The following is a 12,863-nucleotide window of genomic DNA, read 5'->3' on the forward strand; positions in this document are numbered from 1 at the left end:
GGACCGGAATCACCGATCAGTTCCCAAAAGGTGTCTCTATACTATGCCCGCGGTTTCGACCAACTGCTACCGTGACGCATCGGAATCGAACGAAAAGACGAAGAGGCCCGGACCACCCATGACCGCACGCATTTTCAAGCCCGCCAAGAACGCGATGCAATCCGGCCGGTCCAAGACCAAGGAATGGCAGCTGGATTACGAGCCGGAGCAGCCGCGTTCGGTCGAGCCGCTGATGGGCTGGACCTCGTCCGGCGACATGAAGCAGCAGATCACGCTGCGCTTCCACAGCAAGGAAGAGGCGGTCGCCTATTGCGAGCGCAAGGGCATCGCCTACCAGGTGATCGAGCCGCAGGATTCGATCCGCCGCCCGGTCGCCTATGCCGACAATTTCTCGTTCCGGCGCGGCGAACCCTGGACGCATTGAGGGGCGGCTGGCTGCTCCAACGTCATACGACGTGATTTACTCGTCATGCCCGGGCCTTGTCCCGCCTGCGCGGCCGAAGCCGCTTTCGCGAGGCGAAGGCCCGGGCATCCACGTCTTTGGCGCCGCGTGATAGAGCGCGGACGGCCGCGACGAGCCCTGGCATGACGGCGGGGGTACCCGCCCGCAGACATGACGTCGGGTCCGATGACCCCGGATCCACGGATCAGCTATTGCGCGGGGCTCCGGCCCCTTGGCAGCGATTCCGCCGCGTGCTTCGCTGACGTCATGACGGGGATCATGGCGAGGTGGGGGATGGCCGGGCGTGACCAGCTCGACGGCGTCGATCTGAAAATACTTTCCGAACTGCAGCAGGACGGGCGGGTGCGCAACAACGAGCTGGCGCTGCGGGTCGGCGTGTCCGCGCCCAACTGCCTGCGGCGGCTGAAACTGCTGTTCAGCCGCGGCGTGATCCGGGCGGTTCGCGCCGTCATCGACGAGCGGCTGCTCGGCTATGAGGTGGTCTCGTTCGTCTCGATCCAGCTCGGCAGCCAGGCCCAGCCGGTGCTGGAGGCGTTCGAGAGCTCGATCGCCGCGATTCCGCGCATCCAGCAGTGCTGGCGGATTTCGGGCGACACCGACTACCTGCTGAAATGCGTCGCGCCGAACGTCGAGAGCATGCGGCAGCAGCTGCTGCATTTCGCTGCGATGACTGATGTGAAGAACGTCCGCAGCTTTCCGGTACTGGGTGTCGCAAAGGACGTGCCGCTGCCGTTGCAGGAGGTCGTGGCGGCGTCGGCGGGCTAGGCCAGGGCAAGCACGTGGCAGGCGGTTTCGTTGTGGCCATCCTTCGAGACGCCCGCCTTTGGCGGGCTCCTCAGGATGAGGACTCGTTTCGCGGCGAAGCTCTAAATCCTCATGGTGAGGAGCGCCGCCTTGCGGCGCGTCTCGAACCATGAAGGCCGAGCATTTTCACATCATCCAACGCGATGGCGACACGGCTCGACCGGGCGGCGATTCACAAAAGCCGAATCAGCGGTTCACCATATAGCTTAGTAACTCACCTAACTGTGACATGTGATTTACGAAGCTCTGCAATGCGCTGAACCGTGATTGCCGGGATGGGGCGCTGGCCTACATGCGAGGTGTGAGCCTCAGCCTGCGTCGCACGCTGGGGATGCTTTTGTGGGACCCTGAAGCAGGAAAAGACAACATGACCTCGACCTCGAAGACGTTCGTCGCATCCGCTGCGACGCTGTTCGCCTCTGCGTTTCTCATGATCACCGCGCCCGCCGCGAAGGCGGACGACTACTGCATCACCAACGGCGCCCAGGCTGCGCACGGCTGCGGCTTTCCGACGATGGAAGCCTGCCGGGCCGCTTCCGGCGGCATCGGCGGCATGTGCTCGCAGGCCGCCGGCGCGAAGACCAGCAACGATGCGCTCGCCTTCCAGCCGAAGCAGACGCAGTCGCGTACCAAGGCCCGTCCGGGCAAGAATGCGTCCTCGAACTAAGTCACGATCGCCAATTCCGGCGTAAATGGTGCGGCCTCTGCGTTCGATCGCGGAGGCCGTGCTTGCTTGCAGGCCTCAGCGATACCGGTCGCGAAATTCGCGCGGGCTGGCGCCGGTCCAGGTGCGGAAGGCGCGCGAAAAGCTCTTCTCGTTGCGGAAGCCGGCGATCTCCGCGATCCGCTTGATCGGGGCGCGGCCGCGCATCAGCTCCTGCTTGGCGAGCTCGAACTTTGCCTCTTCCTTGAGATCGCGCAGCGAAGTCGCTTCCTCGCGCAGGCGCCGATGCATGGTGCGGGTGGAGAGTGCCAGCTCGCTTGCGACATCCTCGGCGCCGAGAAAGCGTCCGCGTGCATTGCGCAGCACGCGGCGGACCCGCTCGACCAGGAGCCGGTCGCGCCGGTAGGGCAGCACGGTGAGCCGCAGCGCGCCCTTGAGCATGCTGTCGAGATCGGCGGGGCTGCGGGTCAGCGGCAGTGAAAGATAGTGCTTGTCGAACACGATGCGGGCGCCGCCCGTATCAAAGCTCAAATGCCTGCAGAAGATCGTCGGATAGACCGAGACGTGGCCCGGCTCGGAATAGGGAAACTCGGCCGCACGCAGCGCGATCGCGGAATCGACGGCCCAGCAGGAAAAGCCGAGGACATAGCGGAGCAGGGTGACCAGGCAGAATTCACGCAAGGGGCCGAGGTCGCGCTGCTCGCGAATGGAGATGGTCGCGGTCTCATCACCAAGCGAGAGCTCGAACAGCACGTCCTCCGTCAGCAGGCGATGATGCCGGCACCAGCGTTTTAGCGCGACTTCGAGATTGGGGGCGGTGATCGAGGCGCGGCACAACATGCCATAGGTCCCCCAAGGCAGCCGGCGCGAGAACCAGCCGAGCGCCTCGTCGTCGAGCTCGCGCATGGCGTGGCCGGCCAGCGCCTCGAACTGGGCCGCCGTCACCCGTCCGTCCCGGGATCGAACGAGGTCCCCGGTGACCTGCCCCTTGCCCAAGGCTTCGGCCGGATCCCGTCCGTAAAGGGCATAAGCGGCAACCACGCCGCGCACGAAGGCGGCGGGGGTCATGGCGCGGCGGGGTGTCGCGGTCGCGGCTTGAAAAGGCATGAAAAATCCTCGCCAAACTTGGCGGAAAATGCAACCTTTTCGACCGCCAGGACGCCCGGGCAGGGGTAGGTTCGGACCCGACAAGAATACGGAGGAATCGCCTTGAACATCCCGAGCATCGATTTCGATCTGGGCGAAGACATCGGCATGCTGCGCGACACGCTGCGCGCCTTCGTGGAGGCGGAGATCGCCCCGCGCGCCGCCGAGATCGAGAAGGCCAATCTGTTCCCGGCCGACCTCTGGAAGCGCTTTGGCGATCTCGGCCTGCTTGGCATGACTGCGCCGGAGCAATATGGCGGCTCCAGCATGGGCTATCTCGCCCATATCGTCGCCATGGAGGAGATTTCGCGGGGCTCGGCCGCCGTGGGGCTGTCCTACGGCGCGCATTCCAACCTCTGCGTCAACCAGATCGGCCGCAACGGCAACGACGCGCAGCGCGCGCGCTATCTGCCAAAGCTGATCTCCGGCGAATATGTCGGCGCGCTCGCGATGTCCGAGCCCGGCGCGGGCTCCGACGTCGTTTCGATGAAGCTGCGCGCCGACAAGCGCGGCGACCGCTACGTCCTCAACGGCTCCAAGATGTGGATCACCAATGGTGGCGACGCCGACGTGCTGGTCGTCTATGCCAAGACCGATCCGGAGGCGGGCCCGCGCGGCATGACCGCGTTCCTGGTCGAGAAGGGTTTCAAGGGTTTCACCCACGGCCAGCATCTCGACAAGCTCGGCATGCGCGGCTCCAACACCTATCCCTTGTTCTTCGACGAGTGCGAGGTGCCGGAAGAGAACGTACTCGGCAAGGTCGGCGAGGGCGTCAAGGTGCTGATGTCCGGGCTCGATTACGAGCGCACGGTGCTGTCGGGCGGCCCGCTCGGCATCATGGCGGCCTGCATGGACGCTGTGGTGCCCTACATGCACGAGCGCAAGCAGTTCGGCCAGCCGATCGGCGACTTCCAGCTGATGCAGGGCAAGCTCGCCGACATGTATGCGACCTGGCAGTCGGCGCGCGCCTATGTCTATGCGGTCGGGCGCGCCTGCGACCGGGCCGACCACGCCCGTACGCTGCGCAAGGATGCGGCGGCCGCGATCCTCTATTCCGCGGAGAAGGCGACGTGGATGGCCGGCGAGGCGATCCAGGCGCTGGGCGGCGTCGGCTACACCTCCGAATTCCCGGTCGGACGTCTCTGGCGCGACGCAAAACTCTACGAGATCGGCGCCGGCACCTCGGAGGTGCGCCGCATGCTGATCGGCCGCGAGCTGATGTCCGAGACGGCCTAAAACCTTCACCTCATTGGAATCAACATGCCGCTCCATTCCAGCATCGATACGTCTTCATCGGACTTTGCGCGCAATTCCGAGGCCATGCGCGGGCTTGTCGCGGACTTGCGCGAAAAACTGAGCCAGGTCGCCGGCGGCGGTGGTGAGGTCTCGCGCAACCGCCACACCTCGCGCGGCAAGATGCTGGCGCGCGAGCGCGTCGACCTGCTGGTCGATCCCGGTACCTCGTTCATGGAGCTGTCGCCGCTGGCGGCGTACGGCCTCTATGGCGGTGACGTGCATTCGGCGAGCGTCATCACCGGTGTCGGGCGCATCGCGGGCCGCGAATGCGTGATCGTTGCCAACGATGCCACCATCAAGGGCGGCACCTATTATCCCATGACGGTGAAGAAGCATCTGCGCGCGCAGGACGTGGCGCGGCAGAACAATCTTCCCTGCGTCTACATGGTCGATTCCGGCGGCGCCTTCCTGCCGCTCCAGGACGAGATCTTTCCGGACGAACGCCATTTCGGCCGCATCTTCTACAACCAGGCCCAGATGTCGTCGCAGGGCATCCCGCAGATCGCGATCGTGATGGGCTCCTGCACCGCCGGCGGCGCCTACGTCCCCGCGATGTCGGACGAGAGCATCATCGTGCGCAATCAGGGCACCATCTTCCTCGGCGGCCCGCCGCTGGTGAAGGCCGCGACCGGAGAGGTGGTGAGTGCCGAGGAGCTCGGCGGCGCCGACGTGCATTCGCGGCAATCGGGCGTGACCGACCACTACGCCCAGAACGATGCCCATGCGATCGGCATCGCCCGGCGCATCGTCGGCACGCTGAAGCCGTCCACGCGGCCGAACCTCAACATGCACAAGCCGCGAGATCCGCTGTTTGCGGCGGAAGAGATCTACGGCGTGGTGCCGGTCGACGGCCGAAAGCCGTTCGACGTGCGCGACGTCATCGCCCGCATCGTCGACGGCTCGGAGTTCGACGAGTTCAAGAAGCTCTACGGCACGACGCTGGTCTGCGGCTTCGCCCACGTCTGGGGCTATCCGGTCGGCATCATCGCCAACAACGGCATCCTGTTCAGCGAGAGCTCGCTGAAAGGCGCGCATTTCATCGAGCTGTGCTGCCAGCGCGGCATTCCCTTGGTGTTCCTGCAGAACATCACCGGCTTCATGGTCGGCAAGAAGTACGAGGCCGGCGGCATCGCGCGCGACGGCGCCAAGCTCGTCACGGCGGTGGCGACCGCCTCGGTGCCGAAATTTACCGTCGTGATCGGCGGCTCTTACGGCGCCGGCAATTACGGCATGTGCGGCCGTGCCTACTCACCGCGCTTCCTGTGGATGTGGCCGAACGCGCGCATCTCGGTGATGGGCGGCGAGCAGGCCTCGATGGTGCTGAGCCAGGTCCGCCGCGACAACATCGAGGCCAAGGGCGATAGCTGGTCGAAAGAAGAGGAAGACAAGTTCCGCGAGCCTATCCGCGCGCAATATGAGAGCCAGGGGCATCCGTATTACGCGACCGCGCGTCTGTGGGACGACGGCGTGATCGACCCGGCCGACACCCGCCTCGTGCTCGGCCTCGGCCTTTCCGCGGCGTCGAATGCGCCGATTGAGCCTACGAAATTCGGCCTGTTCAGGATGTGATGCGATGGACCGCTCAATGCTCTACCGCCGTTTCCGCACGCTCCTGATCGCCAACCGCGGCGAGATCGCCTGCCGCGTCATCCGCACCGCGCGAGCCATGGGCCTGCGCACGGTCGCGGTCTATTCCGAGGCCGATCGCGACGCGATGCATGTCGCGCTCGCGGATGAGGCCGTGCTGCTCGGTCCGGCGCGGGCGCGCGACAGCTACCTCAGTGTCGAGCGGCTGATCGAGGCCGCGCGAAAGACCGGCGCGGAAGCCGTGCATCCCGGCTACGGTTTCCTGTCCGAAAATGCCGAGTTCGCGCGGGCCTGCCTGGAGGCGGGCCTGGTGTTCGTCGGCCCCACCGCCGCAATGATGACGGCCATGGGCTCGAAGTCCGGCTCCAAGGCGCTGATGGAGAAGGCCGGCGTGCCGCTGGTGCCCGGCTATCACGGCGAGGCCCAGGACGATGCGACGCTTTCGAAGGCGGCGGACAAGATCGGTTTCCCGATTCTCGTGAAGGCGTCCGCCGGCGGCGGCGGCCGCGGCATGCGCATCGTGCGCTCGGCAGACGAACTTGGACCGGCGATCGTCAGCGCCAAGCGCGAGGCCAAGGCCGCGTTCGGCGACGACCGCATGCTGATCGAAAAATATGTCGACAATCCCCGTCACATCGAGGTGCAGATCATCGGCGACAGCCACGGCAATCTGCTTTCGCTGTTCGAGCGCGAATGCACGTTGCAGCGCCGGCACCAGAAGGTGATCGAGGAGGCGCCGTCGCCGACGCTCAATCCGGCCCAGCGCGAGACCGTCTGCGCCGCCGCGCGAAAGGCGGCGGGCGCGGTGAACTATGTCGGCGCCGGCACGATCGAGTTCGTCTCCGACGGCAAGGACGTGTTCTTCATCGAGATGAACACGCGTCTTCAGGTCGAGCATCCAGTGACCGAGCTGATCACCGGGATCGACCTCGTCGAGTGGCAGCTGCGCGTCGCCTTCGGCGAGGCGCTGCCGCTGAAGCAGGACGAGATCAAGCTCAACGGCCATGCGGTCGAGGCGCGCGTCTACGCGGAAAATCCGACCAAGAACTTCATGCCGTCGGTCGGGAGGATCTCGACCTGGCGCTTGCCGGCGGAAACCGGCGGCTTGCGCATCGACGCCGGCTATCGCGAAGGCGATATTGTGTCGCCCTATTACGATGCCATGCTCGCAAAAATGATCGCGTGGGCGCCGACGCGGGATGTCGCGATCGAGCGGCTGAACCGCGGGCTGCAAGAGTCGGACGTCCGCGGCATCGTCACCAACATCCCGTTCCTGTCGGCGCTGATGACGCATCCGAAGGTGCGGACCAATGCGATCGACACCGGCTTCATCGAGCGCGAGCTGGCGGCCCTGACGCAGGCCTCGCCGGCGCCCGGCGAGCTCGAGCTTTGCGCAGCGGTCGCCGGTGTTATCAACGACGAGCGGCAGGCCGCGCAAGACGAGGCGAGTTCGCCCTGGCAGACTTTTGGCTGGATGCCGGTCGGCCGCCGCCAGCGCAGCTTTGCCTTCCGCGTCGGCCATGGGCCGGAGCAGAAGATCACACTGAACTACGGCAGTGGCCCGTCGACGCTGGTGATTGGCGAGCGCGAGCTGGCGTTCACGATCGCCCCGCGCGACGGCGGCTTCGATCTGACGCTCGATGGCGTCAAATCGCAGGTCGCAGCCGTGATCGACGGTCATGAGCTGTATTTGCGCACACGCAACGGCCGCTTCGACCTGCATTGGGTCGATCCGTTCGGCGGCGAGAGCGAAGAGCATGTCGGAGAGGACAAGATCGCGGCGCCGCTGCCGGGCACGGTCGTCGCCGTGCTGGCCGAGGAGGGCGCCAAGCTCGACAAGGGCGCGCCGATCCTCACGCTGGAAGTGATGAAGATGGAGCAGACGCTGCGCGCGCCCTATGCCGGCGTGCTGAAATCGATCAAATGCAAGGTCGGAGACATCGTCCAGGAGGGCGTCGAGCTCGCCGTGGTCGAGCCATCGGGAGAGTGACATGAGCGATCCCGTTCGCATCATCGAAATGGGGCCGCGCGACGGCCTCCAGAACGAGAAGACGCCGGTCAGCGTCGAGGCCCGCATCGCCTTCGTCGAGGCGCTCGTAGCCGCTGGCCTCACCACGGTCGAGGTCGGCGCCTTCGTCTCGCCCAAGGCGATCCCGCAAATGGCGAGCTCGGACGCCGTGCTGCGCGGTGTTGCCCACGTGAAGGGCGCCGAATTCCACGTGCTGGTGCCGAACGAGAAGGGCTATGACGCCGCGCGCACTGCCGGCGCGCAAGTCGTCTCCGTGTTCGCGGCGGCCTCGGAAGGCTTTTCGCGCGCCAATATCAACTGCACGGTCGCGGAGTCCATCGAACGGTTCAAGCCGGTGCTGGCGCGCGCCAAGGCGGATAGCGTCAGGGTCCGCGGCTATATCTCCTGCGTGCTGGGCTGCCCGTTCGACGGCGAGATCAAGCCAAAGGCGGTCGCCGATCTCGCCAACACGCTGTGGGAGCTCGGCTGCTACGAGATCTCGCTCGGCGACACCATCGGCGTCGGCACGCCTGATAAGGCCAAGGAGATGCTGCGCGCGGTGAGCGCCAACATCCCGCCCGCAAAACTCGCGATGCATTTCCACGACACCTACGGCCAGGCACTGGCCAATCTCTATGCCGGGATGGAGGAGGGCGTCCGCATCATCGACGCTGCCGCCGGCGGCCTTGGCGGCTGCCCCTACGCGCCGGGCGCAACCGGAAACGTCGCGACCGAGGACGTCGTCTACATGCTCGAAGGCATGGGCGTCAGGACCGGCGTGGATATGGAGAAGCTGCTGGCGGCGACGAACGAGATGAGCGGCGTGCTGGGCAAACCGCCTGTGAGCCGCGTGGCATCTGCGCTGAACGCGAAGAAGAAGCGGGCTGCTTCGTAAGCTTTCGTAGGGTGGGCAAAGGCGCGTAGCGCCGTGCCCACCATCCTTCCGCGATCCAATTTGCGAATGGTGGGCACGCTTTCGCTTTGCCCACCCTACGAGACCTTCGCTTAGGCCGCCTTCAGCCCGACATCCGGCAGGAGCGGCCGGTTCTTGAGCGCCTTCACCATCATGGCTTCGACCTCGGCCTTCTCCTGCGGCAGGAGCGCGAGGCGCGGCGGGCGGGTCAGCGCGGTGCCGCGGCCCATGATGTGCTCGCACAGCTTGATGCACTGAACGAGGTCCGGGCGCGCGTCCAGATGCAGCAGCGGCATAAACCATTCGTAGATCGGCATGGCCTCGGCAAGGCGGCCGGCCTTGGCCAGGCGAAACAGCGTCTCGCCTTCGCGCGGGAAGGCGTTCGACATGCCGGAGACCCAGCCCACCGCGCCCATGGCGATGCTCTCGACGATGACGTCGTCCAACCCTGCGAACAGCACGAAGCGGTCGCCGACCATGTTCCTGGTGTCGATGAAGCGCCGCGTGTCGCCCGAGGAATCCTTGAAGCAGACGACGGTCTCGACGTCGGCGAGCGAGGCCAGGATGTCGGGGGTGACGTCGTTCTTGTAGATCGGCGGGTTGTTGTAGAGCATCACGGGCAGGTCGGTCGCGCTGGCGACGGCGCGGAAATGCGCGGCGGTTTCGTGCGGCTTCGACGAATAGACCAGCGCCGGCATCACCATCACGCCGTCGATGCCGACGCGCGCGGCTTCCTTGGCGGTCTCGACCGCAAACGCCGTGGTGAATTCGGCGATGCCGCACAGCACGGGCACGCGGCCGGCCGCAACGGATTTCGCCGTCTCCATGATCGCGACCTTCTCCTTGCGCTCCAGCGAGGTGTTCTCGCCGACCGAGCCGCAGACGATCAGGCCGGAGACGCCGTCGCGGATCAACCCGTCCATCACCTTGGCGGTGGCGTCGATGTCGAGCGAGAGATCGTCGTGGAATTGCGTGGTGACGGCCGGGAAGACGCCTTCCCAGGAAACGCGGCGGCTCATGAATTGACTCCGAGTGAGTTTGCCGGCGGGGGGCTGGATCCGCCGGCTGTGGTGAAGAGGGTAGCGGATGGATCAGAGCGTCGCGCCGACCTTGCGCAGCTCGGCGAGGACAGGTGCCTTGGGCAGCCAGATCTTGTCGAACTCGGCGATGACGGCCTCGGTGTCGCCGGCCGGGACCTGGCGGATCGGGATCGGCGCGTTCTTGAAATTCTCGATCAGGGCGGGTTCGTTAGAGGCCAACTCGTCGATCTGCGCGTCCAGCGTCGACTTCACCGTCTTGGCGATCAGCTCCCGGTCGGCTGCGGGGAGCGTCTGCCAGACCCGGCCGGAAACGACCGCGGCCATCGGCATGAAGACGGCATTCATCTGCAGGATCACCTTCGACACCTTGTCGAAGCGCTGGTTCCAGGAGAATTCGAGATCGGCCTCGAGGCCATCGACCTGGCCGTTGGCCATCGCGTCGAACACCTGCGGGGTCGGGATCGGCGTCGGCGCGGCACCGAGCGAGGAATAGAAGTCGCGATAGACCGGCGTCGGGTTGATGCGGAGCTTCATGCCCTTGATGTCGGCGAGCGAGTTCAGGTCCTTGGACGAGAACACCGCGCGCATGCCGGTGATGCCCCAGCCAAGGCCGATGGTGCCGGTCTCCTGCGGCAGCACATCGAACAGCTTCACCGCTGCCGGATGCCGCACGAATTTCGCGACCGCAGGCGTCGAGCGGACGATGTAGGGCGCGTTGATCGCGGCGATGTGCGGCACGCGCGAGCCGAGCTCGGCTGCCTGGATGAAGCCCATGTCGAGCGCGCCGGACTGCAATTGCTGCATCATCGCGGGCTCGTTGCCGAGCTGGCCGGAATGGAACACGGTCAGGGTCAGGCGGCCGCTGGTGGCGGCCTTCAGCTCGTCGCCGAACTTGAGCGCTGCCTTGTTCCAGGAATGGCCGTTCGGCGTGATCAGGCCGAGGCGGAATTCCTTGGCCTGGGCGAGCGCCAGCGACGGCGCGAACACCGATGCGGCGGCGCTGGCGGCGAGAAAGCGGCGGCGTGAAAGCGGCATGGTCGGGCTTCCTTTTGAACGGGCCTATTTGATGAGGATCAGCGAGAGCGACGGGTAGAGCGAGAGCAGCACCAGCAGGACGCAGGAGATGACGAAGAACGGCAGCGTCACCATGAACATCTTGCCGGGCTTGGCGCCGGTGACGGCGGCCGCGACGAAGAAGCAGAGCCCGACCGGCGGTGACAACAGGCCGAGCACGAGATTGATCACCACCACGACGCCGAAATGCCGGGGATCGATATGGTAGACGTCGGTCGCGACAGGCAGCAGGATCGGCACAGTCATGATCAGGCCGGGAATGCCGTCGATCACAGTGCCGATGATCAGCAGGATGACGTTGCAGATCAGCATGAAGCTGACCGGGTCCTTGGCGGCGGACTGGATCCAGCCTGCGGTTTCCTGCGGCACCTTGCCGAAGATCAGGACCCAGGAGAACACCGCCGCGGCAGCGACCAGGAACAGCACGATCGCCGAATAGATGGCGCTGCGCAGCATCATCTGCGGCAACTGCGAGAATTCGAACTCCCTGGTCCAGTATTTCCCGACAAGTGCGGCGGCGACCGCGCCGACCGCAGCGGATTCCGTCGCATTGGCGAGGCCACTGAGGATGGTGCCGACGATGACGATCGGGATCAGCAGGGTGGGTGACGTCCGCAGGATCGTCATGACGCGCTGGCGCGGCGTCTGATAATCCGCACGGGGATAGTTGTAGACGTATCCCATCAGCGCGATGACGAGGCAGAACATCACCGTGAGGATGACGCCCGGCACGATGCCGGCGATCAGCATGTCGCTGACCGACACTTGTGCGAGCACGCTGTAGACCACGAACATCACCGAGGGCGGAATGATCGGGCCGAGCATGCCGCCATAGGCGGTCAATCCCGCTGCGAAGGTCTTGTCGTAGCCCTTCTTCTCCATCTCCGGCACCATGATCTGGGCCATGATCGCGACCTGCGCGGTGGCAGATCCCAGGATCGAGGAGATGAACATGTTGGCGAGGATGTTAACGTAGGCGAGCCCGCCCTTGAGCGAGCCGACGAAGGCCATCGCCATGTCGACGATGCGCCGCGTGATGCCGCCGCCGTTCATGATCTCGCCGATCAGGATGAAGAGCGGAATGGCGATCAGACCGTAGCTGTCGACGCCGCCGAACAGCTGGAGCGGATAGGACTGGAACAGCACGGGATTGCCGGATGCTGCGATGTAGACGAGGCCGGCAAGGCACAGGCAGAGCCCGATCGGCACGCCGACCAGCATAATCGCGACGAAGGCGGCTGACGTGATCATCAGTTGACCCCGTCGAGCTCGGAGAGCGCAAAGCCCTTCGGCGGCGTGCGCGGGACCAGCTCGAGATCTTCCAGCAGGTTGGCGAGACCGTGGATGGTCATCGAGACCGCGAAGATCGGCAGCGTCAAATAGAGCACCCAGGTCGGCCAGTTCAGCGTCTGGGTGTGCTCGGTGTAGAGGAAGTTGAAGGTCTCGGCCGCGAGCTTGCGCCCGTCGAAGCCGGCGCGCGCAAGGCCAATCGGGTCCATCCAGAGCACGCAGGTCACGATCAGGGCGACGCCAAATACGACGACGAGGCCGGTCGAGATTACCTTGGCGATCTTCTGGTGCCGCGGCGAAAGACGTTCCGTCAGCATGGTGACCGCGAAATCGAGCCGCAGCCGCGTCATCGCGGACGCCCCGACGAAGGTCAGCCAAACCACGCAATAGACCGCGGATTCATCGATCCAGTAGATCGGGAAGCGCGCGTAGCGGGTGACGACGTTCACCAGGATCAGGCCGGTGAGCAGGTACATCAGGCCCATCAGCGCGACGCGCTCGACGGCGAGCAGGCCACTGGACGCGCCGACGACCATGCGTCGAACGCTGAATGCGCGCGTGGCCAGCATCGTCTGCTC

At 65.4% G+C, this 12,863-nt stretch carries 12 protein-coding genes; 7 read left to right on the plus strand and 5 right to left on the minus strand.

Features of this window, described 5'->3' with window-relative positions; all coding sequences use genetic code 11:
• Nucleotides 1-118: 118 nt before the first annotated feature.
• From AC5ZFO_RS25265 to AC5ZFO_RS25275, 3 genes are all read left to right on the plus strand, one after another.
• Nucleotides 119-424: an ETC complex I subunit gene (locus tag AC5ZFO_RS25265; RefSeq protein WP_014495449.1), complete on the plus strand. Its 306-nt coding sequence runs from the start codon at nt 119-121 to the stop codon at nt 422-424.
• A 312-nt stretch (nt 425-736) separates the two neighbouring features.
• Nucleotides 737-1,228 (plus strand): Lrp/AsnC family transcriptional regulator, encoded by a 492-nt coding sequence (locus AC5ZFO_RS25270; RefSeq protein WP_282519343.1) that lies wholly within the window; start codon nt 737-739, stop codon nt 1,226-1,228.
• 406 nt (nt 1,229-1,634) lie between these two features.
• On the plus strand, nt 1,635-1,934 hold the full coding sequence (locus tag AC5ZFO_RS25275; RefSeq protein ID WP_282519342.1) for a DUF3551 domain-containing protein: 300 nt from the start codon (nt 1,635-1,637) through the stop codon (nt 1,932-1,934).
• 75 nt (nt 1,935-2,009) lie between these two features.
• Here AC5ZFO_RS25275 and AC5ZFO_RS25280 read toward each other — a convergent pair whose 3' ends face one another.
• On the minus strand, nt 2,010-3,038 hold the full coding sequence (locus AC5ZFO_RS25280) for an AraC family transcriptional regulator (RefSeq protein WP_282519341.1): 1,029 nt from the start codon (nt 3,036-3,038) through the stop codon (nt 2,010-2,012).
• Between the two features lie 147 nt (nt 3,039-3,185).
• Between AC5ZFO_RS25280 and AC5ZFO_RS25285 the strand changes: the two genes are divergently transcribed.
• The 4 genes from AC5ZFO_RS25285 to AC5ZFO_RS25300 are packed head-to-tail and all read left to right on the plus strand — an operon-like array spanning nt 3,186 to nt 8,863.
• Entirely contained in the window at nt 3,186-4,313 is a 1,128-nt protein-coding gene (locus AC5ZFO_RS25285; RefSeq protein WP_282519588.1) for an isovaleryl-CoA dehydrogenase, read from the plus strand.
• Between the two features lie 24 nt (nt 4,314-4,337).
• Complete coding sequence (locus tag AC5ZFO_RS25290) at nt 4,338-5,942, plus strand: carboxyl transferase domain-containing protein (RefSeq protein ID WP_496122756.1); 1,605 nt, start codon at nt 4,338-4,340, stop codon at nt 5,940-5,942.
• Between the two features lie 4 nt (nt 5,943-5,946).
• Nucleotides 5,947-7,950, plus strand: coding sequence for an acetyl/propionyl/methylcrotonyl-CoA carboxylase subunit alpha (locus tag AC5ZFO_RS25295; RefSeq protein WP_282519339.1), 2,004 nt, complete (start codon nt 5,947-5,949; stop codon nt 7,948-7,950).
• A 1-nt stretch (nt 7,951) separates the two neighbouring features.
• Entirely contained in the window at nt 7,952-8,863 is a 912-nt protein-coding gene (locus tag AC5ZFO_RS25300) for a hydroxymethylglutaryl-CoA lyase (protein ID WP_282519338.1), read from the plus strand.
• A gap of 110 nt (nt 8,864-8,973) precedes the next feature.
• Here the strand turns inward: AC5ZFO_RS25300 and AC5ZFO_RS25305 are convergent, their stop codons facing one another.
• From AC5ZFO_RS25305 to AC5ZFO_RS25320, 4 genes are all read right to left on the minus strand, one after another.
• Complete coding sequence (locus tag AC5ZFO_RS25305) at nt 8,974-9,900, minus strand: dihydrodipicolinate synthase family protein (RefSeq protein WP_282519337.1); 927 nt, start codon at nt 9,898-9,900, stop codon at nt 8,974-8,976.
• Nucleotides 9,901-9,972: 72 nt separating this feature from the next.
• Nucleotides 9,973-10,956, minus strand: coding sequence for a TRAP transporter substrate-binding protein (locus AC5ZFO_RS25310; protein ID WP_282519336.1), 984 nt, complete (start codon nt 10,954-10,956; stop codon nt 9,973-9,975).
• Nucleotides 10,957-10,980: 24 nt separating this feature from the next.
• Nucleotides 10,981-12,246, minus strand: coding sequence for a TRAP transporter large permease (locus AC5ZFO_RS25315; RefSeq protein WP_063983439.1), 1,266 nt, complete (start codon nt 12,244-12,246; stop codon nt 10,981-10,983).
• On the minus strand, nt 12,246-12,854 hold the full coding sequence (locus AC5ZFO_RS25320; RefSeq protein ID WP_282519587.1) for a TRAP transporter small permease: 609 nt from the start codon (nt 12,852-12,854) through the stop codon (nt 12,246-12,248). The genes AC5ZFO_RS25315 and AC5ZFO_RS25320 overlap by 1 nt, the downstream gene beginning before the upstream one ends.
• Between the last annotated feature and the right edge of the window lie 9 nt (nt 12,855-12,863).

It is taken from the genome of Bradyrhizobium sp. Unk1 (assembly GCF_059512345.1).

Bases quoted from the DNA above. Each gene is read 5' to 3' on its own strand.
- AC5ZFO_RS25285 (WP_282519588.1), top strand. From the start codon at position 3,186: ATGCTGCGCGACACGCTGCGCGCCTTCGTGGAGGCGGAGATCGCCCCG.
- AC5ZFO_RS25265 (WP_014495449.1), top strand. From the start codon at position 119: ATGACCGCACGCATTTTCAAGCCCGCCAAGAACGCGATGCAATCCGGC.
- AC5ZFO_RS25290 (WP_496122756.1), top strand. From the start codon at position 4,338: ATGCCGCTCCATTCCAGCATCGATACGTCTTCATCGGACTTTGCGCGC.
- AC5ZFO_RS25305 (WP_282519337.1), bottom strand. From the start codon at position 9,900: ATGAGCCGCCGCGTTTCCTGGGAAGGCGTCTTCCCGGCCGTCACCACG.
- AC5ZFO_RS25275 (WP_282519342.1), top strand. From the start codon at position 1,635: ATGACCTCGACCTCGAAGACGTTCGTCGCATCCGCTGCGACGCTGTTC.
- AC5ZFO_RS25320 (WP_282519587.1), bottom strand. From the start codon at position 12,854: ATGCTGGCCACGCGCGCATTCAGCGTTCGACGCATGGTCGTCGGCGCG.
- AC5ZFO_RS25270 (WP_282519343.1), top strand. From the start codon at position 737: ATGGCCGGGCGTGACCAGCTCGACGGCGTCGATCTGAAAATACTTTCC.
- AC5ZFO_RS25300 (WP_282519338.1), top strand. From the start codon at position 7,952: ATGAGCGATCCCGTTCGCATCATCGAAATGGGGCCGCGCGACGGCCTC.
- AC5ZFO_RS25295 (WP_282519339.1), top strand. From the start codon at position 5,947: ATGGACCGCTCAATGCTCTACCGCCGTTTCCGCACGCTCCTGATCGCC.
- AC5ZFO_RS25315 (WP_063983439.1), bottom strand. From the start codon at position 12,246: ATGATCACGTCAGCCGCCTTCGTCGCGATTATGCTGGTCGGCGTGCCG.
- AC5ZFO_RS25310 (WP_282519336.1), bottom strand. From the start codon at position 10,956: ATGCCGCTTTCACGCCGCCGCTTTCTCGCCGCCAGCGCCGCCGCATCG.
- AC5ZFO_RS25280 (WP_282519341.1), bottom strand. From the start codon at position 3,038: ATGCCTTTTCAAGCCGCGACCGCGACACCCCGCCGCGCCATGACCCCC.